Origin of the sequence: Micromonospora sp. NPDC048905 (genome assembly GCF_040649655.1) — a bacterium.
Lineage (GTDB): Bacteria > Actinomycetota > Actinomycetes > Mycobacteriales > Micromonosporaceae > Micromonospora.
Genome location: NZ_JBEZFV010000012.1, coordinates 57,181 through 77,137 on the forward strand (window position 1 = coordinate 57,181; position 19,957 = coordinate 77,137).

The following is a 19,957-nucleotide window of genomic DNA, read 5'->3' on the forward strand; positions in this document are numbered from 1 at the left end:
GAGTGAATCCCCGAACGGCGCTGGCCCCGCTGGTCGCCGGCACCACCTGGCGACGCGGCGTGTTCCTGCTGCTCGGTGGCGTGCTGGCGCTGCCGTACGGGCTGCTCGTGGTGACCTTCGTCGAACTGTTCGCCGACTCGGCGGTCCCCCGCTCGCTGACGTACGCGCTGCTGGTGGTCGCGGTGCTGATCGCCGTGGTGCCGCTGCTGTTGGACGGCAGCCGGGCTCTGGAGATCGCCGCCGTGCGGAGTCTGCTCGGCGTCGACCTGCCCGAGCCGGCGCTGGGGCATCGCGGCGATCGGGAGACCAGGCTGCGCAGCGCGCTCTGGATCGCCACCCACCTCATCGTCGGCGCGCTGGTGATGACCGCGCTGTTCGGCGCCCTGCCGTTGGCGTTGGCCTTCATCGCCCAGCAGTTCGGCGTCGGCACCGAGTTGACCAGCGAGGGGCAGTTCGGGCCGCTGGACGGGCGGGACAGCGGCTGGCTGACCCTGAGCGGGGTGGCGCTGCTGGTCGGCCTCGGCTACGCCGTCGCCGGGCTCGGCGCGCTCGCCGGTCTGATGGCGCCGGTGCTGCTCGGCCCCGCCCAGGCGGAGCGGATCGCCGCCCTGGAGGCGCAGGCCACCCGGCTCGCCGAACGCAACCGACTGGCCCGGGAGCTGCACGACTCGATCGGCCACGCGCTGACCGTGGCCACCCTGCAGGCCGGAGCGGCCCGCGAGGTCCTCGACACCGACCGGGAGTTCGTCCGGCGGGCGCTCACCGCCATCGAGGAGACCGGACGGACCGCGATGGACGAGCTGGACCATGTGCTCGGGCTGCTCCGGGAGGCCGGCACCGGCCGGCCCGTGGTGGCGCCGCAGCGTACCCTCGCCGACCTGGACCGGTTGGTCACCGACGCCCGCGCAGCCGGGCTGGCGGTGCACGCACACCGCGTCGGCGACCCGGCGCGGGTGCCCGCGGCGGTCTCCCGGGAGGGCTACCGGATCGTCCAGGAAGGCCTGACCAACGCTGCCCGCTACGGCGCGGGGCCGGTGACGCTGCGGCTGGACCTGCACCCGGGGGTACTGGAGTTGGAGCTGGTCAACGAGGTGCGGCGCCCCGACCGGGCGCATCCGGGACGCGGCGGTCGGGGCCTGGACGGCATGCGGGAGCGGGTGCTGCTGCTCGGCGGCGGGATCACCGTGGGGCCGGACGGCGACCGTTGGCTGATCCGGGCCCGTCTGCCCTACGAGGAGGCGACATGACCACCGGGGTGCTGATCGTCGACGACGACGAGTTGATCCGGGTGGGGCTGCGCGCCATCATCGACGCCCAACCCGACCTGCGGGTGCTCGCCGAAGCCGCCGACGGCGCCGAGGTGCCGCCGCTGGTCGCCCGGCACCGGCCGGACGTGGTGCTGATGGATGTGCGGATGCCCAGCATCGACGGCATTCAGGCCACCCGGCACCTGCTGGCCACCTCCGCCAACCCGCCCCGGGTACTGGTGGTCACCACGTTCGCCAACGACGAGTACGTCTACGAGGCGCTGCGCGCGGGCGCGTCCGGCTTCCTGCTCAAACGGGCCCGGCCCGCCGAGGTGGTGGAGGCCGTCCGGGTCGTCGCGGCGGGGGAGTCGCTGCTCTTCCCGGCGGCGATCCGTCAGCTCGTCGGGGCGTACGGGCCGGCCGGCGGCGACCAGCTGCGCGCCGCCCGACTCACCGAGCGGGAGGCCGAGGTGCTGCGGTTGATGACCACCGGCCGGTCCAACCCGGAGATCGCCGCCCACCTGGTGGTCGGGGTGGAGACGGTCAAGACACACGTCGGCAACGTGCTGGCCAAGCTGGGCGCCCGCGACCGCACCCAGGCGGTCATCGCCGCCTACGAGTCCGGCTTCGTCACCCCGTCCGGCTGATCGGTCCCTCCAGCGGGGGAGCGGCTTCACCGCCGGCCGGGAGGGAACCGGCCGGACATCGGTCGAGGCTGTGCGTATGACGACGATCACCGCCTCCCCGCCCCGATCCGACTCCCGCTGGCCCGACCGGTTCGCCCCACTGGCCGCCGGTTGGCTGGGCCTGTGGGGCGTACTCGCCCTGATCAGCGTGCTCACCGGCGCCGGCTACCCGCTCGGCGCGAACGAACCGCGCGGCGGTGACGACAACCTGCTGCACCTGGTGCCGGTGGAGCTGGCCACCTCGCTCTTCGCCGGCGTACTCCTGACCGCGGCCGTGGTCGCGCTGGCCATGACCCGGTCGGCCGGCCGCCCACCCGGCCCGCTGCGGGCGCTGCTTCTCGGTTACGGCTGGGTCGTGGCGGTCCTCCTCGCCCTGGTCGTCCCGGACACGCGTGTGTTGACCATCCTCGGGTACCTGCCGATCCTGATCGTCGGTGCGCCGTTCGGGTGGCCGCCGGTGGACTACTCCGACGTCTTCACCTGGGCACTGTTCGTCCGGTTCGCCGCGATGGTCGGCGGGCTGCTGCTGGCCGGTGCGGTGCTCACCTGGCAGCGCCGCACCGCGGCCGCCTGCGTCGGCTGCGGTCGCGGTGACACCGGCCGGGGGTGGACCGCCCCGGCCGCCGCCGCGCGCTGGGGCCGGTGGGCCACCGGCATCGCCGTGGTCATCCCGCTGACGTACGCGGTGACCCGGTTCGCCTGGGCGGTCGGTATCCCGCTGGGCATCACCCGGGAGTTCCTGACCGACATGCAGGACACCGGGCTGGTCTGGGCCGGGCTCGGGCTGGGCGCGTTCGCCACCGTCGGCGCGATCCTCACCCTCGGGCTGGTGCAGCGCTGGGGCGAGCGGTTTCCGCGCTGGATGATCGGGCTCGCCGGCCGGCGGGTGCCGGTGAAGCTGGCCGTGGTGCCGGCCACCCTGGTCGCCATCGCGGTGACCGCGGCCAGCCTGGGGCTGCTCGGTCAACCCGAGTTCTGGCAGGAGATCGACGTGGCCGGAGGCCCGGCGCGGCTCTGGCCGCTGTGGGGCGTGGCGCTCGGCGCGGCCACCTACGCGTACCACCTGCGCCGGCGCGGAGCCTGCCGGCGCTGCGGCCGGGGCTGAAGGTGGGAGTGGGGGTGCCCCTGATGCCCGGGGCGCCCCTGCGAATGTGAGCTAGCGTGGGTCGGGTGACTGCGCCTAACCCGGTAATCCCGGTTCCACCGGCCGACCTGCCCGGCACGCTCGGCGCGCTGCGGGCGGCCGGTCACCAGTACCGCACCGTCAAGCAGGAACTCCGCGACAACCTCCTCGCCCGGATGCGCTCCGGCGAGGCCCGCTTTCCCGGCATCGTCGGCTACGACGACAGCGTGCTGCCCGAGGTCGAGCGGGCACTGCTCGCCGGGCACGACATGGTGTTGCTCGGTGAGCGCGGCCAGGGCAAGACCCGACTGATCCGCTCGCTCGGCGCGCTGCTCGACGAGTGGACCCCGGTCATCGTGGGCTCGGTGCTCAACGAGCACCCGATGCACCCGCTCACCCCCGCGTCCCGCGCCCAGGTCGCCGAGGCCGGCGACGACCTGCCGATCGGCTGGCTGCACCGCTCGATGCGGTACGGCGAGAAGTTGGCCACCCCGGACACCAGCGTCGGCGACCTGATCGGTGACGTCGACCCGATCCGAATCGCCCAGGGCCGCACTCTCGGCGACCCGGAGACCATCCACTTCGGGCTGGTGCCGCGCACCAACCGGGGCATCTTCGCCGTCAACGAGCTGCCCGACCTGGCCGAGCGCATCCAGGTGGCCCTGCTCAACGTCCTGGAGGAACGGGACATCCAGGTCCGTGGCTACCAGCTGCGACTGCCGCTGGACCTGCTCCTGGTGGCCAGCGCCAACCCGGACGACTACACCAACCGGGGCCGGATCATCACTCCGCTGAAGGACCGGTTCGGCGCGGAGATCCGTACCCACTACCCGGTCGACCTGGAGTTGGAGCTGGCGCTGATCCGGCAGGAGGCCGACCTGGTCGCCGCCGTTCCGGAACACGTCCTGGAGGTGCTGGCCCGCTTCGCCCGCGCGGTACGGGAGTCACCGTCGGTGGACCCGCGCTCGGGTGTCTCCGCCCGGTTCGCCATCGCCGCCGCCGAGACGGTCGCCGGTGCCGCGCTGCGCCGCGCCGGCCTGCTCGCCGCCACCGGCACCCCGGAGGGCCGCCCCGAGGCGGCGGTGGCCCGGGTCGGCGACGCCGTCTCGGTGACCAGCACGCTGCGCGGCAAGGTGGAGTTCGAGTCCGGCGAGGAGGGGCGGGAGATCGAGGTCCTCGCCCACCTGCTGCGGACCGCGACCGCCGAGACGTTCCGGGCGCACCTGGCCGGGCTGGACCTGTCCGGGTTCACGGCACTTGTCGAGGACGGCGCGGCGATCGAGACCGGCGAGCTGGTCAGCGCGACGGAGCTGCTGCGCCAGGTCGGCACCGTACCCGGGCTGGCGAAGGTTCTCGACCGGCTCGGCCTGGGCGACGCGCCCACCCCGGAGGAGGCCGCCGCCGCCGTCGAGTTCGTGCTCGAAGGGCTGCATCTGACCCGCCGGCTGGGCAAGGACGTCACCGACTCGGGGCGCACCGTCTACGGCGGTCGGGGCTGACCATGGCCGGCAACCGGTTCCGGTACGGGCAGTGGACCGGCGGGCCCGACCCGCTGGCCCCCCCGTACGACGTACGCGAAGCTGTCGACGAGGTCGGCGCCGAGGTGCTGGCCGGCGGCAGCCTGCGGGAGGCGCTGCGGGACCTGCTGCGCCGTGGCCCGCAGGGGCGGGGCGGGCTGGACGACCTGGCCGCCCGCGCCCGGCGGCTCCGCCGGGAGGCGCTCCGCCGAGGCGACCTGGACGGCGCGGTGACCAGGGCACAGGCACTGCTCGACCAGGCCCTCGCCGCCGAGCGGGACGAGCTGCGCGGCCGCGACGACGACGGCGCGCGGTTCGCCGAGTCGGTGCTGGACAATCTGCCCCGCTCGACCGCGCGGGCGGTGGAGGAGCTGTCCGGCTACCAGTGGGCCAGCGAGGACGCCCGCCGGTCGTACCAGCAGATCCTCGACCAGCTCCGGGACGACGTGCTCGGTCAGCGCTTCGCCGGGTTGCGCGACGCGGTGCGGGCGTCCGCTGACCCGGCCGCCCAGCAGCGGCTGGCCGAGATGATGGGCGACCTGAACGACCTGCTGGAACGGCACGGCCGCGCGGAGGACACCACCGACGCGTTCGCCGAGTTCATGCGCCGACACGGCGACTTCTTCCCGGAGCAGCCGGAGACGGTCGACGAGCTGATCGACGTGCTGGCCCGCCGCTCGGCGGCCGGTCAGCGGCTGATGAACTCGCTCTCCGACCGGCAGCGCGCCGAGCTGGCCGGCCTGATGCAGCAGTCGCTCGGCGACCGCCTCGCGGGGGAGTTGTCCGCGCTGGACGCCAACCTGCGGGCGCTGCGCCCGGATCTGCGCTGGGGGCGCGGTGAGCGGGTCCGGGGCGATCAGCCGCTGGACTACGCCGACGCGGCGGGTGCGCTGGGTGAGATCGGCGAGTTGGACGACCTGCTGGACCAGCTCGACCAGGACCACCCGGGCGCCACGCTTGACGACGTGGACGTCGACGCGGTCGCCCGCACGCTGGGCCGGGAGGCGGCCGACGACGTGCGCCGGCTGCGGGATCTGGAGCGGGAGCTTCGTCGGCAGGGTTGGGTGAGCCGGGACGCGGAGGGGCTCACGCTGAGCCCGAAGGCGCTGCGCCGGCTCGGCGGGACGGCGCTGCGACGGGTCTTCGCCGACCTGACGGCCGGGCCGCGCGGGCAGCACGACCTGCGTTCGGCGGGGGCCGCCGGCGAGGTCAGCGGTGGGTCCAGACCCTGGGAGTACGGCGACGAGCAACCCCTGGACGTGGTCCGGACGCTGACCCGGGCGGTCCGCCGGGCCGGGCCGACGGTTCCGGTGCAGCTCGCGGTGGACGACTTCGAGGTGGTGGAGACCGAGAGGCGGGCCTCGGCGGCGGTGGTGCTCTGCGTCGACCTGTCGTACTCGATGATCTCGCAGGGTCGTTGGGGGCCGATGAAGCAGACGGCGCTGGCGCTGGCGCACCTCATGGAGACGCGTTTCCCGCAGGACGCCCTGCAGATCGTGGGCTTCGGCCGGGAGGCGATGGCGCTGACGCAGCAGGAGTTGGCCGCCGTCGAGCCGGACGGGGAGCAGGGCACCAACCTCCAGCACGCGCTGCGGCTGGCCGGTCGGCACCTGCGCCGGCACCCGGACGCCGAGCCGGTGGTCCTGGTGGTCACCGACGGCGAGCCGACCGCCCACCTGGACCCGGACGACGGGGAGGCGCTGTTCCACTGGCCGCCGCTGCCGGAGACGATCGAGGCGACGGTCCGTGAGGTGGACCGGCTGAGCCGCTACGGCGCCACGCTCAACCTGTTCATGCTCGGCGACGACCCGGGCCTGCGGCGCTTCGTCGACGCGGTGGCCCGCCGCAGCCGTGGCCGCATGTTCACCCCCGACACCGATGACCTCGGCGAGTACGTGGTCAGCGACTACCTCCGCTCCCGCCAATCCCGCCGCTAACGTCCCTCCGGGCAGGTTGACTGGGGGGATGGAGAGTGGAGGGCTGCGGCGGGCCTATGACGGGGTGTTCGTCGAGCTTGACGCGGGGGAGTTCGGTCCGGCTCCGGAGGGGCAGCTCAGCGCCGAGCAGATCGTCGCGCACCTGGTCGCCAACGACGAGCTGATGATCCAGGCCACCGAGGCGTTGCTGGCCGGGTCGCCGTTCGCCTACTACGAGCTGGAGGACGACATCCACCGTCCGCAGCTCGACGCGTTGGCCGCCGAGCAGGGCGGTCTGCGGGGGCTGACCGCTCTGCTGCACGGCACCAGCGACCGGCTGTGCGGGCTCGTCGACCGGCTCGGCCTGGCGGCGGAGACCCCGGTCGAGACCCACCTGCGCGAGGGCTTCGACCTCATCGTGGACGAGTCACTGCCCTGGTCGCGCACCCTCGACCTGCACACAAGGGTCCACCTGCCCAAACACCAGGCCCAACTGCACCTGCTCCGCTCCTGAGCGACGCCGGATCGGCCGGTCAGGGTGGCAGCTCCTTGCCCCATTGAGGGTGATGCCTGTGAGTCATCACGATGACTCACAGGCATCACCCTCGCACCAGTGCTGCCCACCCCGCCCCGAGCTCTGCGCCGATCTTGCACTTTCTGTCCCGACAAAAGTGGCGCAAAGTGGCAATTCGGCGACAGAAAGTGCAAGATCGCGGGGCGCGGGGCGCGGGCGCGCGGGGCGCGGGCGCGCGGGGCGCGGGGTCAGGGTTGGGTTAGGGCTGGGCGGGGGTGGAAGGTGCGGCGGTAGGTGGAGGGCGCCACGCCGATGCGCTGGTGGAGTTGCTGGCGCAGGGCGGCGGTGGTGCCGAAACCCGTGCGGTGCGCGATCTGGTCGACGGTGAGATCGGTCGTCTCCAGCAGCAGTCGCGCGTGGTCGGTGCGCTGTTGCAGCAGCCACTGCGCCGGGCTCAGGCCGGTCTCGGAGCGGAAGCGCCGGGTGAAGGTACGCACGCTCATCCGCGCCTGCTCGGCCAGGTCCCGCAGGGCGATCGGCTCGTGCAGCCGCTGCCGCGCCCACTCCCGGGCGCCCGCGGTGCTTGAGTCGGTGACCTTCGGCACCGGCCGCTCGATGTACTGCGCCTGGCCGCCGTCCCGCCACGGTGGCATCACGCAGCGGCGGGCCGCCCGGTTGGCCACCTCGCTGCCGTGGTCGAGGCGGATCACGTGCAGGCAGAGGTCGATGCCGGCGGCGACTCCGGCCGAGGTGAGCACCCGGTCGTCGACGATGAAGAGCACACCCGGGTCGAGGTCCACCTCGCCGTGCAGGCGACGGAACTGCTCCGTGTACGCCCAGTGGGTGGTCGCCCGACGACCGTCGAGCAGCCCGGCGGCGGCCAGCACGAACGCCCCGGTGCAGATCGACATGATCCGGGCGCCCCGCTGGTACGCCGCCCGGAGCGCCTCGGCCGCCGCCGGCTCGACGGTGCCCGCGGTCAACGCGGTGCCGGCGTGGATGCCGGGGACGATCACGGTGTCGGCGGTGTCGAGCAACTCCAGACCGTGGTCGGGGAGCACCTGGAAACCGGCCGTGCTGCGGACCGGCCGCCCGCCCGGGGTGCACACCCGTACGTCGTACAGGTGCGTGTCCTCGGCGGTCCGGGCGGTGCTGAAGACCTGCGACGGGGTGCCGAGGTCCAGGCCGACCACCTGGTCCAGGGCGAGTACGGCGATCCGGTGCGGGCGAGGCGTCATGGCCCGATTATTGCGCATGATGGCTTTCCGGCCACTCGTCGCGGTGCGCGGCCCCGCCCAGACTGGTCGCGTGACCAAGAACCGCCGTCTGCATCCCGCCTGGCTGGTCGCCGCCGTCGCCTTCGTGGCGCTGGTCGGCGCGGCCGGCTTCCGCGCCACCCCGTCGGTGCTGCTGCACCCGCTGCACGAGGAGTTCGGCTGGCCACTGGCCACCATCTCCGCCGCCGTGTCGGTGAACCTGCTGCTCTACGGGCTCACCGCGCCGTTCGCCGCCGCCCTGATGGACCGCTTCGGCATCCGCCGGGTGGTCTCGGTGGCCCTGCTGCTGGTCGCCGCGGGCAGTGGGTTGACGGTCTTCATGAGCGCCAGCTGGCAGTTGCTGCTCTGCTGGGGTGTGCTGGTCGGGCTGGGCACCGGGTCGATGGCGCTGGCGTTCGTGGCCACCATCACCGGGCGCTGGTTCGTGCACCGACGAGGTCTCGTCACCGGAGTGCTGACCGCCGGTGGGGCGGCCGGACAGTTGGTGTTCCTGCCACTGATCGCCATCCTGGTCCGCGACCACGGCTGGCGTACCGCCGCTCTCGTCGTGGCCGGAGCCGCGCTGGCGGTCGTACCCCTGGTGGTGTGGTTGCTGCGTGAGCACCCGGCGGATCTCGGGCTGCCCGCCTACGGGGCGACCGAGGTCGTCGCGGCGCCGCCGGTGACCGGCGGCGCGGCGTCCCGGGCGCTGGGCGCGCTCGCGACGGCGGCCCGGACCCGCCCGTTCTGGCTGCTGGCCGGCGGGTTCGCGATCTGCGGCGCGACCACCAACGGCCTCGTCGGTACGCACTTCGTGCCCGCCGCGCACGACCACGGCATGCCCCAGACCACCGCGGCCGGGCTGCTCGCCCTGGTCGGGCTCTTCGACATCGTCGGCACCATCGCCTCCGGCTGGCTCACCGACCGGGTGGACAGCCGGTTGCTGCTCGGCATGTACTACGCGCTGCGCGGGGCGTCCCTGCTGATCCTGCCGAGCCTGTTCGCCGGCACCGCCGAACCGAGCATGCTGGTGTTCATCATCTTCTACGGCCTGGACTGGGTGGCGACCGTGCCGCCGACCGTGGCGCTGTGCCGGGAGTACTTCGGCGGCGCCGGTGCGGTGGTGTTCGGCTGGGTGTTCGCCGCCCACCAGTTCGGCGCGGCGGTCGCCGCGACCGGTGCGGGGTTGGTGCGGGACCAACTCGGTGACTACGCGATGGCCTGGTACGTGGCGGGTGCCCTGTCGATCGGCGCCGCCGGGCTGTCGTTGCTGCTGCGCCGCAGGCCGGGCCGGCCGGTGCCGGCGGCCGTGCTGGCCGCCGCGACCGCACCGAAGGCGTGGAGTTTCCGGGGCTGAGCTGCCGTGGGCCGGCCGGTCAGCCCAGGGTCCACTGCTGGGGTGGCCCGTCGTCGCAGGGCCGCTGCCGGATGTCGTCGCCGGCCTGGGTGCCCCCGTCGTCGGCCTGGGCGCACTTGCCGCTGTGCACGGCGACCAGCAGCACCGGGCCGCCGCCGATGGGGGGCAGCCGCCACTGCTGGTTGGCCCCACCGTGGCAGGGAAACTGCATCAGCGGCGTGCCGTCGTCCTTGCTGCCACCCTCGACGTCGAGACACTGCCCGGACGCGGCGTTGGCCACCGTGAACGCCTCCGGACCGACCGGGGTCATCACCCAATCCTGCTCCGGGTCGCCGGTGCAGGCAGCCAGGTGCGCCTTCGCCTGCGTGCCTTCGCCGTAGAGGCCCAGGCACAGGCCCGAGGCGGCCTTGAAGACCCGGGACCCGGTCAGCGGATCGGCGGCTGTGCTCGAGTTCGGCTCGGCCGCCGCGTCGGTGGGCTGCGCGTCGGTGGTCGGCGCGCCGACCGGCGCCGGCACGGTCGGCTCGTCGTCACCGTCGAGCAGCCCGGTGGCGAAGACCACCCCGAGGAGTGCGCCGACCAGCCCGACCGCCAGCGCCACCCGCAGCAGCGGATCTGCCAGCGGGCCGGACCGTGCTGCTCGTCGGCTACCGCCGTAGACGGTGCCGGTGTTGTCGGGGCGTTCCTCGGGCGCGGGCATAGCCGCCATCCTCACCCACCGCCGTCGGCGACTGCCAGTCGGTGGGTCGGCTGGCGATCCGGATGGCCGGCGCTCAGCGGGTGGGTTGCGGGTCGGTGACGTCGGCGACGGTGGCGTCGAGGGCCGTGATCGCGGCGTCGGCGTCGATCGCGATGGCGAGGCCACGCTCGCCGGCGCCCAGACTGATCTCGCGGCCGCGCAGTCGCTCGTCGGCGATCACCGGCCAGGCCGTGCTCGCGCCGAACGGGGTGATGGTCCCGCGCTCGTAGCCGGTCGCGGCCAGGGCGCCGGCGGCGTCCGGCATGGAGAGTCGGTGCACCCCGAGCAGGGCGCGCAGCTTCGGCCAGGAGATGACCCGGTCGCCGGGGGTGAGCACGAACAGGTGATCGTCCGCACTCCGGCGGACCACGATCGTCTTGACGACGTCGGGGACGGCCACGCCCCGGGCCGCGGCGGCCTCCGCGAGGCTGCCGACCGCACCGTGGCTGACCAGCCGATATGTCAGTCCGGCGGCGTCCAGGGCGGTGATCGCGGGCGATGGCATGCCCGCCACGGTAACCGCCCGGCCCGCCACCGGACGGGAAACTGCCAGCGCCGACATCCCACCGTTTCCAAACGGCGAGCGTAAGGTGATCACATGCGCGCTGAGCGTGTGGATCACCCCATTGACCATGATCAAGCGGTGGACACGCTGCGGCGGTCGTACGCCGCGGTGCCCACGGGCGAGCCTGTCCGGCTGGCCAAACGCACCTCCAACCTGTTCCGCCCGCGGTCCGCACCCCGGACTCCGGGGCTCGACGTGAGCGGCCTGAACGGCGTGTTGTCGGTCGACCCGACCGGGCGCACCGCCGACGTACAGGGCATGTGCACGTACGAGGACCTGGTCGACGCGACGCTGCCGCACGGGCTGATGCCGCTGGTGGTGCCGCAGTTGCGCACCATCACGCTGGGCGGCGCGGTGACCGGCCTCGGGATCGAGTCCACCTCGTTCCGCAAAGGTCTGCCGCACGAGTCGGTCCGGGAGTTGGACGTGCTCACCGGCTCCGGCGAGATCGTCACCGCCCGACCCGACGGGGAGCACGCCGACCTGTTCGCCGCGTTCCCCAACTCGCTGGGCAGCCTCGGTTACGCGACCCGGCTGCGCATCGAGCTGCAACCGGTCGGCCGGTACGTGGCGTTGCGCAACGTGCGGTTCACCGACCTGGAGGCGCTCACCGACGCGATCGCGGAGGTGACCGCGACCCGGTCGTGGGCCGGGCAGCCGGTCGACGCGATGGACGGGGTGATGTTCAGCCCCGGCGAGGCGTACCTGGTGTTCGCCACGTTCACCGACGCCGGCGACCCGCCCAGCGACTACACCGGTCAGGCGATCTACTACCGGTCACTGCGCCGGCGCACCCGGGACGTGCTCACCGCGTACGACTATCTGTGGCGCTGGGACACCGACTGGTTCTGGTGCTCGTCGGCGTTCGGCGCGCAGCACCCGGTCGTGCGCAGGCTCTGGCCGGCGCGTTACCGGCGCAGCGACTTCTACCACCGGCTGGTCCGTCTCGAGCACCGCCACCAGGTGGCGGCCCGGATCGACCGGCTGCGCGGGCAGCCGGCCCGGGAGCGGGTCGTGCAGGACGTGGAGATCCCGCTGGACCGTACGGCCGACTTCCTGCGCTGGTTCGCCGGCGCGGTGGGGATGAACCCGGTGTGGCTGTGTCCGTTGCGGTTGCGGGAGCCGGCGGGTGCGGGTTCGGCGCGCTCGTGGCCGCTGTATCCACTCCGGCCAGGGCAGGACTACGTCAACATTGGGTTCTGGGGGAGCGTGCCGATCGCGCCGGGCGCCGCCGACGGCGACGTCAACCGCACGATCGAACGCAGGGTGTCGGAGTCGGGCGGCCACAAGTCGCTCTACTCCGACGCGTACTACGACCGGGACGCCTTCGATCGCCTGTACGGCGGCGACACGTGGCGGGCGGTGAAAGACCGCTACGACCCGGACCACCGGCTGACGGGACTGTACGAAAAGGCGGTAGCACGAGCATGAGCCTGACCGACAGAGATCAAGGGGCGGCGAGCGTCCCCGCCACCCCGCCGGCGGGGGGCCGGCACACGGGTCCGACCGTGGCGGATGTCATCCGCGCGGTCACCACGGGGCCGTTGCCGGTGCGGATCACCGGGTACGACGGCAGTTCAGTCGGACCGTCCGACGCGGGCATCACCCTGGCGATCCAATCCGAGCGGGGCTTGTCCTACCTGCTCACCGCGCCCGGTGACCTGGGCATGGCCCGGGCCTACGTCAGTGGTGACCTGGCGTTGCAGGGGGTGCACCCGGGTGACCCGTACGAGGCGTTGCGGGTGCTCAAGGACGAGCTGCGGTTGCGCCCGCCGTCGCTCGCCGAGGGGCTGGCGCTGGTCCGAGGGTTGGGCTGGGAGCGGCTGCTACCACCGCCGGCTCCACCGCAGGAGGCGCAACCGCGGTGGAAGCGGGTGGTGAACGGGCTGCGGCACTCGCGGGTACGCGACAGCACGGCGATCTCGCACCACTACGACGTCTCCAACGCCTTCTACGAGAAGGTGCTCGGCCCGTCGATGACGTACACCTGTGCGGTCTACCGGTCTCCGGGCGACACGCTGGAGCAGGCCCAGGCGGCGAAGTACGACCTGGTCGCCGGCAAGCTGGCGTTGCAGAAGGGGATGCGGCTGCTGGATGTGGGCTGCGGCTGGGGCGGCATGGTGCGCCACGCCGCCCGCGAGTACGGCGTGAAGGCGCTCGGGGTGACCCTGTCGAAGGCGCAGGCGCAGTGGGCGCAGGCCGCGATCGAGCGGGAGGGGTTGAGTGAGCTGGCGGAGGTGCGATACCTGGACTACCGGGACGCGCCGGCCGAGCAGTTCGACGCCATCTCCTCGATCGGGCTGACCGAGCACATCGGGGTGCGTAACTACCCGGCCTACTTCGGCGCGCTGCGCAGCCGGCTGCGACAGGGTGGGCGTCTGCTCAACCACTGCATCACCCGCGCGGACAACCGGGCGCCGCACCGCTCGGGCGCGTTCATCGACAGGTACGTCTTCCCGGACGGCGAGTTGGCCGGCCCGGGTCGGTTGATCAGCGAGGTGCACGACGCCGGGTTCGAGGTGCACCACGAGGAGAATCTGCGCCAGCACTACGCGCTGACGCTTGCCGCCTGGTGCCGCAACCTGGTGGAGCACTGGGACTTCTGCGTCTCCGAGGTGGGTGCGGGCACCGCCAGGGTGTGGGGGCTCTACATGGCCGGGTCGCGGATGGCGTTCGAGCGCAACGGCATCCAGTTGCACCAGGTGCTGGCCACGCACAACGGCCCGGACGGTGTGAACGGCTACCCGTTGCGACCGGACTGGTTGCCCTGATCACCTGCTGACCGCTGCCTGAAGCCGCGTCGGAAAAAGTCGGCGCGGCTTCTCGCGAACCGATTGACAAACAAGTTTTGTACATACAAACTGATTTTGCCATGAGAGACGTCCTGTACCTGGAGCAGATCGAGCAGGCCGAAGTCCTGCTCAAGCCGCAGCGCGTTGAGGTGCTGCGGCAACTCGCCGAACCGCGCACCTGCACCGAGGTCGCGGCCCGACTCGACCAGACGCCACAGCGCGTCTACTACCACGTCAAGCAGCTCGTCGCGGCTGGCCTCGTCGAGCTGGTCAACGAACGCAAGGTCCGCGGCATCACCGAGGGGATCTACCAGGCGGCCGCCCGGTCGTACTGGCTGTCCCCCCGGCTCGTCGGCCGGATCGGCCTCCGCCGCGCCCGGGACGAGCTGAGCCTGGGCTACCTGCTCGACCTGATGGAGGAGGTCCAGGCCGACATCGCCGGTCTGGACCGGGCGGCGCCCGAGCTGCCCTCGATCGGGGTCTCCGGCGAGATCCGGGTGCCCGCCGAGCAGCGCCAGCAGTTCCTGCACGACCTGCAAACCGCACTCCAAGACCTGTTCACCCGCTACGGCGGCAGCGAGGGCGATGCCTTCAAGCTGGCCGTCGCCTGCTATCCGAAAGGCAACGACAATGAGTGACCCGTTGAAGGTCCAGGCCCGTCTCTCCGCACCGGTCGGGCGCGTCCGCGCGGCCCTGACCGACCCGGCCGAGCTGCGTCTCTGGCTGGCCGAGCACGCCGAGGTCGAGCTGCCCCAGCGGTACGAGTTCTGGGGCCGCTACACGCCCGAGGGCGATGCCCCGCACCAGCGGCTGCTGCACGCCGACGACGACACGCTGCGCTTCGGCTGGCTGCTCGACGGGGTGGAGACCACCACCGAGCTTCAGCTCACCGCCGAGGGCACCGACAGCACCGTGCTGACGCTGACCCAGAGCCACTTCGACTTCGCCGAGGCGATGAGCGGCTCCAGCATCCGGGGCGTGCTCCAGACGTACTGGGCGCTGTCCATCGCCAACCTGGCCGCGCACGTGGAGGGCAAGCCACTGCTGCCCCGCACCGACTTCACCTCCGCCGACCTGCGGGGCGAGCTGGTCATCGCCGCCCCCGCCGACAAGGTGTGGGAGTCGCTCACCGACTCCGAGCAGGCCAGCGCCTGGTTCGGCTACCCGATCGGCATCGAGCCCTGGGTCGGCGGCCGGTACGCCATGGGCGGCTTCGAGACCGGTTACGCGGCCAAGGTCATCGACCTGGAGCCCGGCCGACGGATGTCCATCGACTGGGGGCCGACCGGTGTGACGAGCTGGGAGCTGGCCGAGTCCGGTGGCCGCACCACGCTGACGTTCGTGCAGAGCGGCTTCGACGAGGCCAACCCCCCGTACGGGGCCTGGAGTGGGTCGGTTGCCGGGCTGTTCGAGCTGCGCCGCTTCCACGAGGTGCCGAACTGGCAGCCGATCTGGCTCGCCGAGGAGGTCCCCGGCCTGGAGCCCGCACCGGCCAGCTGACCGTCGCGCCATGCCCCTTGATCGCGCTCGATCACGGATGCAGTGGTCTCGTTCGCCCTGGAGGCCACTACATCCTGGATCGAGCGCGATCTTGTAGGTGCGGGGTGGGTCCGGGGGATCCGTCGGCGGAACCTGGTGACTTTTCGCGGCTGAGTGGGTACTGGCGGGCGATGTTCTTCATCTTTGGTCTGCGTACCAAGGTCGCCAGGTCCGGTGTCGTGCAGCAGGTCTGCCGGCACTGCGGCAACCAGGCCGCACAGGTGATCACCCGTCGTTCGACGAAATTCACCCTGTTCTTCATTCCCCTCATTCCGATCCGTACCCGATACGCGCAGCAGTGCACGTTCTGCGGTGCGGAGTACGAGATCTCCAGGTCCGAGGCCGAGCGCCTCCCGGTCGGCTGATCGTCGATGGAACGTTTCCTCTGCTGGCTGATCGGCCGACCGACGCCACCTGTGGACGTGGCGGTGCACACCGTGGCCCGCCCGCCCTGCACCCCCGGCCGCCGCAGACGTCGCCGCGCCCGCCGCCCACTGGCCGGCACCGCGCTTCCCCGCTCTCCCTGGAACCGCTCCGCCGGGCGGTGACCGGGTACGCGGGCATGCATGGAGAGTCGGAATGTGGGCACTGTGGCGCGGGGCACCCCCGCCCCCATTCGGGGCAGGTCTACAGCGGCATCCACCAGGGGTGCCTGTCGAGGTTGGACAGTCGTTCCGGCTGACCCGGCGGGCACGGTCGGCCCTGGCGGCGTACCTGGGGGCTGGTTAGGCTTTCGGGGTTTGCCGTGGACCGGTCTTCCGAGGGTGCACGCACGATCGAAGAGCCGGAGCGACCGTGTCCCGACAGGACGGAAACCAGGCTGTGGGGCGGCTCAGCCCCGCTGGTGCTGTCGCCGCGGCCGCGGTCATCCTGGTGGAGGCATGCTGGCTGGTCGCCGCGTTGCCCGGAGCCGCGCTGGTCAGTGACATCGGCGCGCTGCTGGTGGCCGGTTGGGCGACGGTCGCGTGTGTCGGTGTGGCCCGTCGACATCCGGCCCCGCTGCGCAGATTCTGGATGCTGCTCGCCGTCACCATGGCGCTCGCCGCGCTGGGCCGGGCCATCTGGACTGCGCAACGTCTCGTCGGCGGCGACCTGCCGCACACACCGGTGGTCGGCGTGGTCTTCACCGCCGGCATCCTCACCGGTACGGCCGCGCTGCTCAGCTCACCGTCCGCGCCACGGACCGCGGTGGGGCGGGCCCGCACGTTGCTGGACGGGGTGATCGTCGCCCTGGCCCTGGTGCCGATCGCCTGGGTGCTGGTGTTTCGGGGGGTCGCCGCCGCCGAGTTGGCCGACCCGGCGCGCACGCTGGGCCTGCTCTACCCGATGTTCGACCTGATGCAGCTCACCATCCTGGTCGCGGTGGCCGGGCCGGCCCGGCCGATGTGGCGGCCGATGAGTCTGCTCGCGGCGAGCCTCACGCTGCGGGTCGTCGCCGACGTCGTCTACGTCTCGCTCGTCGCGCGTGCCGACTACGCCGCCGGTCACCCGATCGACCTGTGCTGGCCGGTGAGCTACCTGCTGATCGGCCTGGCCTCCCGCAACCCTCCGCCGCCGGACTGCGACGGCACCGACGACACCGCCGAGTCACCGCTGCCGCCCTGGTGGCGGGTGGCGTTGCCGTACCTGCCGGTGGGTGGGGCGATCGTCGCGGTGGTGCTGGCCCGCCGACCCACCGGGCAGACCCCGCACCTGATCTTCGTGACCATGATGGTCCTGCTCGCGGCCCTCGCCGTGCGGCAGGGGTTGGCCGCCAACGAGAACCTGCGGCTGGTGGTCCGGCTGCGCCGTCTCGCGTACGGGGACCAGCTCACCGGGCTGCCCAACCGGTTGCTGTTCAACCGGAGGCTGCGGCTGGCCCTGCGCGACGGCCGGCCCGCGGCCGTGCTGCTGCTCGACCTGGACGGGTTCAAGCAGGTCAACGACCGTTTCGGGCATGCCACCGGCGACACCCTGCTGACCGGACTGGCGGCCCGGATGCGGGCTGTCGTGGCCGACGACGGCATCATCGCCCGGCTCGGCGGGGACGAGTTCGCGGTGCTTGTCGACGGCGACCGGCAGGTCTCACCCGAGCGGCTCGCCGAGCGGCTGCTGGACGCGCTGCGACCCTCCGACGGTGAGGATGACGTCGGCGTGCACCCGTCGGCGAGCATCGGCATCGCCGAACTCGGCCCGCAGCACGCCTCGCACACCGACCTGCTGCGCGACGCCGACATCGCCATGTACGCGGCCAAGGCGGCGGGGAAGTCCGCGTACCGGACGTGCACCTCGGCGCTGCGTGAGTCGGCCGTGTCGCGGGCCGAGCTGATCGCCGATCTGCGCCGCGCGGTCGACGAGGATCAGCTGTGTCTGGAGTTCCAACCCATCGTCGACCTGGCCACCGGCGCGGTGCGCAGCGCCGAGGCGCTGGTGCGGTGGCGGCACCCCCGGTTGGGGATGCTGCCGCCGTCGAGGTTCCTGCCGCTGGCCGAGGAGACCGGGCTGATCCTGCCGATCGACAGGTGGGTGATCCACGAGGCGTGCCGGGCGGCGGCGACCTGGCGGGACCGGGCGCCGGACGCGACGGTGGCGGTGAACATCGCCGCGGCGCACCTGCGCCGTCCGGACCTGATCGCCACGGTCACCGCTGCCACCAGCGCCGCGGGGCTGGCGCCGCGGGCGTTGACCCTGGAGTTGACCGAGTCGGCGCTGATCGAGGGCACCGAGGCGGTGTTGGAGCGACTGCACCAGCTCCGGGAGCTGGGCATCAAGATCGCCATCGACGACTTTGGTACGGGTTACTCGTCGCTGAGCTATCTGCACCGCATCCCGGCGACCGAGTTGAAGATCGACAGATCGTTCGTGACCCGGCTGGGGTCGGACGACCGCGCGTACGCCACCGTGGAGATGGTGACCCGGTTGGCCGGCGCGTTCGACCTGACGGTCGTCGCCGAGGGGGTGGAGACCGAGCGTCAGCACGAGGCGGTCGCCGCGATCGGCTGCCCGCGCGGTCAGGGCTATCTGTACGGGCGGCCGGACGCGCCCGCCATGGTGGGCCAGAATCGGGCTTGACCCTGACGTAGCGGCAGGCGGGAGCCTGGTTTCCGGAAGGGAGGGGAACCATGGCGTACACGGTGGGTCAGGTGGCGAAGGTCGCTCGCGTGACGGTGCGGACTCTGCACCACTACGACGAGATCGGCCTGCTCTCGCCCAGCGGGCGGACCCCGGCGGGTTACCGCCGCTACGACGACGCGGACCTGGAACGGCTGCAACTCGTCCTGTACTACCGGGAGCTGGGTTTCCCGCTTGAGGAGATCACCGCGATCATCGACGACCCGGCGGCCGACCCGGCCGCGCACCTGCGCCGCCAGCACGAGCTGCTGACGGGCCGGCTGAAGCGGTTGCAGGCGATGGTCGAGGCGATCGAGTTCGCGATGGAGGCGAGCAACATGAACATCCAACTCACCCCGGAGGAGCGGTTCGAGGTCTTCGGTGACGCCGACCCGGAGCAGTACGAGGCCGAGGTGAAGCAGCGTTGGGGTGACACCGACGCGTACCGGGAGTCGAACCGGCGGGTCTCCCGCTACACCAAGGAAGACTGGCTGCGGAACAAGACGGAGAACGAGGACTGGGGGCGGCGGATCGTCGCGCTGATGGCCTCGGGCGCGCCGGCGGACAGCCCGGAGGCGATGGACCTGGCCGAGGAGCACCGGCAGCTCATCAACCGCTGGTTCTACGAGTGTTCGTACGAGATGCAGACCGCGTTGGCCGACATGTACCTGGCCGACGAGCGGTTCACCGCGTACTACGAGAAGATCGCGCCGGGGTTGGCCGTGTACCTGAACGAGGCCATCCACGCCAACGCGATCAGCCGCGCCTGATCGGCCCGGAACGGCGGCGGGGTGCGGTCCGGCTACTCTGGCCGGACCGCCACCGCCCCCGGGGAGACGACCGTGCAGAAGCCGAAGCTGATCGCCGCCGGTGCCATCCTCGCGGTGGCGGTCGCCGCTGGGGTGTGGGCACTCGTGGCCACCGGCGACGAACCCGACGCGGGTCGCGCGCCGGCGTCAGCGGCACCGACCGACCCGGTGGGTGTGCTGACGGCCGCCGCCGCGAAGGTCGACGAGCGGACCTACAAGCTGACGTTGGGCACCGGCGGGACAGCGGGCGGCGACGGCACGGTGGTGCTCTGGGACCCGACGACGAAGCGTGGCCTGGAGACCACCTCGCTCAAGGTGCCCACCGGTGAGGTGAAGATCGAACGGCTCACCACCGGGCCGGACGTCTACGTGCGGATCAGCGCCCCGGACCGCCGCGTCCCGGTGTGGGACGGCAAGACCTGGTGGCACGTCGGGTCGCCGGGTTCGCCGCCCGCCCAACAGGGCTTGGACAACACCAAGCTCGCCGGCACGCTCAGCACGGCGGCGGCCGTCCGGCAGACCGGGGTACGGGAGTACGCCGGCACGCTGGACCTGCGGGAGAGCAGCGCGGTGCTCGGCACCGGGGTCGGCGGAAGGCTCGGCGACCGGGCCGGTTCGGTGCCGTTCACGGCGGCCGTCGACGAGCAGGGCCGGTTGGTCCGCTACCGCATCGAGTTGGCCAGGGAGCAGTCGGAGACCGCCCAGCTCGAACTGACGTACTCGGACTTCGGGTTGTCGGTGTCGGCGGATCCGCCGGCGGCCGACCTGGTCGGCGAGAATCCGCCGGCGAACATCCCGGGCGCCTGA

Annotated in this window: 19 protein-coding genes; 16 read left to right on the plus strand and 3 right to left on the minus strand. The window is 72.4% G+C overall.

Going from position 1 to position 19,957, the window contains the following annotated elements; translation table 11 throughout:
* Window positions 1-2 precede the first annotated feature (2 nt).
* The 6 genes from AB0C01_RS26610 (at window position 3) to AB0C01_RS26635 (ending at window position 7,003) form a co-directional block, all read left to right on the plus strand.
* Window positions 3-1,247, plus strand: coding sequence for a histidine kinase (locus AB0C01_RS26610; RefSeq protein ID WP_357572427.1), 1,245 nt, complete (start codon window positions 3-5; stop codon window positions 1,245-1,247).
* A complete protein-coding gene (locus tag AB0C01_RS26615) occupies window positions 1,244-1,894 on the plus strand; it encodes a response regulator transcription factor (RefSeq protein ID WP_357242084.1) in 651 nt (216 codons plus the stop codon). Before AB0C01_RS26610 ends, AB0C01_RS26615 begins: the two co-directional genes overlap by 4 nt.
* 76 nt (window positions 1,895-1,970) lie before the next feature.
* The gene (locus tag AB0C01_RS26620; RefSeq protein WP_357242087.1) at window positions 1,971-3,038 is read left to right on the plus strand and encodes a hypothetical protein; all 1,068 of its coding nucleotides are present in this window, start codon (window positions 1,971-1,973) and stop codon (window positions 3,036-3,038) included.
* A gap of 56 nt (window positions 3,039-3,094) precedes the next feature.
* Window positions 3,095-4,555 carry a sigma 54-interacting transcriptional regulator gene (locus AB0C01_RS26625; RefSeq protein WP_357242090.1) on the plus strand — a complete coding sequence of 487 codons (1,461 nt, stop codon included), beginning with the start codon at window positions 3,095-3,097 and terminating at the stop codon, window positions 4,553-4,555.
* 2 nt (window positions 4,556-4,557) lie between these two features.
* The gene (locus AB0C01_RS26630; protein ID WP_357242093.1) at window positions 4,558-6,510 is read left to right on the plus strand and encodes a VWA domain-containing protein; all 1,953 of its coding nucleotides are present in this window, start codon (window positions 4,558-4,560) and stop codon (window positions 6,508-6,510) included.
* A 28-nt stretch (window positions 6,511-6,538) separates the two neighbouring features.
* Window positions 6,539-7,003, plus strand: coding sequence for a hypothetical protein (locus tag AB0C01_RS26635; RefSeq protein ID WP_357242096.1), 465 nt, complete (start codon window positions 6,539-6,541; stop codon window positions 7,001-7,003).
* A 248-nt stretch (window positions 7,004-7,251) separates the two neighbouring features.
* Here AB0C01_RS26635 and AB0C01_RS26640 read toward each other — a convergent pair whose 3' ends face one another.
* Window positions 7,252-8,259 (minus strand): DJ-1/PfpI family protein, encoded by a 1,008-nt coding sequence (locus AB0C01_RS26640; RefSeq protein ID WP_357242099.1) that lies wholly within the window; start codon window positions 8,257-8,259, stop codon window positions 7,252-7,254.
* A gap of 52 nt (window positions 8,260-8,311) precedes the next feature.
* On the opposite strand from AB0C01_RS26640, the gene AB0C01_RS26645 reads away from it, so the two are divergent.
* Window positions 8,312-9,616 (plus strand): MFS transporter, encoded by a 1,305-nt coding sequence (locus tag AB0C01_RS26645; protein WP_357572428.1) that lies wholly within the window; start codon window positions 8,312-8,314, stop codon window positions 9,614-9,616.
* A 19-nt stretch (window positions 9,617-9,635) separates the two neighbouring features.
* On the opposite strand, the gene AB0C01_RS26650 is transcribed toward AB0C01_RS26645, so the two are convergent.
* Window positions 9,636-10,316: an RICIN domain-containing protein gene (locus tag AB0C01_RS26650; protein WP_357242106.1), complete on the minus strand. Its 681-nt coding sequence runs from the start codon at window positions 10,314-10,316 to the stop codon at window positions 9,636-9,638.
* Between the two features lie 73 nt (window positions 10,317-10,389).
* A complete protein-coding gene (locus tag AB0C01_RS26655) occupies window positions 10,390-10,860 on the minus strand; it encodes a YbaK/EbsC family protein (protein WP_357242109.1) in 471 nt (156 codons plus the stop codon).
* A gap of 93 nt (window positions 10,861-10,953) precedes the next feature.
* Between AB0C01_RS26655 and AB0C01_RS26660 the strand changes: the two genes are divergently transcribed.
* The 9 genes from AB0C01_RS26660 (at window position 10,954) to AB0C01_RS26700 (ending at window position 19,957) form a co-directional block, all read left to right on the plus strand.
* Window positions 10,954-12,351: an FAD-binding oxidoreductase gene (locus AB0C01_RS26660; RefSeq protein ID WP_357572429.1), complete on the plus strand. Its 1,398-nt coding sequence runs from the start codon at window positions 10,954-10,956 to the stop codon at window positions 12,349-12,351.
* Complete coding sequence (locus AB0C01_RS26665; RefSeq protein WP_357242114.1) at window positions 12,348-13,691, plus strand: class I SAM-dependent methyltransferase; 1,344 nt, start codon at window positions 12,348-12,350, stop codon at window positions 13,689-13,691. The genes AB0C01_RS26660 and AB0C01_RS26665 overlap by 4 nt, the downstream gene beginning before the upstream one ends.
* A gap of 101 nt (window positions 13,692-13,792) precedes the next feature.
* Complete coding sequence (locus AB0C01_RS26670; protein WP_030490876.1) at window positions 13,793-14,350, plus strand: helix-turn-helix domain-containing protein; 558 nt, start codon at window positions 13,793-13,795, stop codon at window positions 14,348-14,350.
* Complete coding sequence (locus AB0C01_RS26675) at window positions 14,343-15,212, plus strand: SRPBCC family protein (protein WP_357572430.1); 870 nt, start codon at window positions 14,343-14,345, stop codon at window positions 15,210-15,212. The genes AB0C01_RS26670 and AB0C01_RS26675 overlap by 8 nt, the downstream gene beginning before the upstream one ends.
* 170 nt (window positions 15,213-15,382) lie before the next feature.
* Window positions 15,383-15,616 (plus strand): zinc-ribbon domain-containing protein, encoded by a 234-nt coding sequence (locus AB0C01_RS26680; RefSeq protein WP_357242120.1) that lies wholly within the window; start codon window positions 15,383-15,385, stop codon window positions 15,614-15,616.
* Between the two features lie 6 nt (window positions 15,617-15,622).
* On the plus strand, window positions 15,623-15,799 hold the full coding sequence (locus AB0C01_RS26685; RefSeq protein WP_357376429.1) for a hypothetical protein: 177 nt from the start codon (window positions 15,623-15,625) through the stop codon (window positions 15,797-15,799).
* Between the two features lie 247 nt (window positions 15,800-16,046).
* A complete protein-coding gene (locus AB0C01_RS26690) occupies window positions 16,047-18,302 on the plus strand; it encodes an EAL domain-containing protein (RefSeq protein WP_357242126.1) in 2,256 nt (751 codons plus the stop codon).
* 50 nt (window positions 18,303-18,352) lie between these two features.
* Window positions 18,353-19,111 (plus strand): MerR family transcriptional regulator, encoded by a 759-nt coding sequence (locus AB0C01_RS26695; protein ID WP_357242129.1) that lies wholly within the window; start codon window positions 18,353-18,355, stop codon window positions 19,109-19,111.
* 72 nt (window positions 19,112-19,183) lie between these two features.
* On the plus strand, window positions 19,184-19,957 hold the full coding sequence (locus tag AB0C01_RS26700; RefSeq protein ID WP_357572431.1) for a hypothetical protein: 774 nt from the start codon (window positions 19,184-19,186) through the stop codon (window positions 19,955-19,957).

What these genes read in the sequence shown, in the direction of transcription:
- AB0C01_RS26615 (WP_357242084.1), top strand. Translation starts at nt 1,244, where the DNA reads ATGACCACCGGGGTGCTGATCGTCGACGACGACGAGTTGATCCGGGTG.
- AB0C01_RS26620 (WP_357242087.1), top strand. Translation starts at nt 1,971, where the DNA reads ATGACGACGATCACCGCCTCCCCGCCCCGATCCGACTCCCGCTGGCCC.
- AB0C01_RS26630 (WP_357242093.1), top strand. Translation starts at nt 4,558, where the DNA reads ATGGCCGGCAACCGGTTCCGGTACGGGCAGTGGACCGGCGGGCCCGAC.
- AB0C01_RS26635 (WP_357242096.1), top strand. Translation starts at nt 6,539, where the DNA reads ATGGAGAGTGGAGGGCTGCGGCGGGCCTATGACGGGGTGTTCGTCGAG.
- AB0C01_RS26640 (WP_357242099.1), bottom strand. Translation starts at nt 8,259, where the DNA reads ATGCGCAATAATCGGGCCATGACGCCTCGCCCGCACCGGATCGCCGTA.
- AB0C01_RS26650 (WP_357242106.1), bottom strand. Translation starts at nt 10,316, where the DNA reads ATGCCCGCGCCCGAGGAACGCCCCGACAACACCGGCACCGTCTACGGC.
- AB0C01_RS26655 (WP_357242109.1), bottom strand. Translation starts at nt 10,860, where the DNA reads ATGCCATCGCCCGCGATCACCGCCCTGGACGCCGCCGGACTGACATAT.
- AB0C01_RS26660 (WP_357572429.1), top strand. Translation starts at nt 10,954, where the DNA reads ATGCGCGCTGAGCGTGTGGATCACCCCATTGACCATGATCAAGCGGTG.
- AB0C01_RS26665 (WP_357242114.1), top strand. Translation starts at nt 12,348, where the DNA reads ATGAGCCTGACCGACAGAGATCAAGGGGCGGCGAGCGTCCCCGCCACC.
- AB0C01_RS26670 (WP_030490876.1), top strand. Translation starts at nt 13,793, where the DNA reads ATGAGAGACGTCCTGTACCTGGAGCAGATCGAGCAGGCCGAAGTCCTG.
- AB0C01_RS26675 (WP_357572430.1), top strand. Translation starts at nt 14,343, where the DNA reads ATGAGTGACCCGTTGAAGGTCCAGGCCCGTCTCTCCGCACCGGTCGGG.
- AB0C01_RS26680 (WP_357242120.1), top strand. Translation starts at nt 15,383, where the DNA reads ATGTTCTTCATCTTTGGTCTGCGTACCAAGGTCGCCAGGTCCGGTGTC.
- AB0C01_RS26685 (WP_357376429.1), top strand. Translation starts at nt 15,623, where the DNA reads ATGGAACGTTTCCTCTGCTGGCTGATCGGCCGACCGACGCCACCTGTG.
- AB0C01_RS26695 (WP_357242129.1), top strand. Translation starts at nt 18,353, where the DNA reads ATGGCGTACACGGTGGGTCAGGTGGCGAAGGTCGCTCGCGTGACGGTG.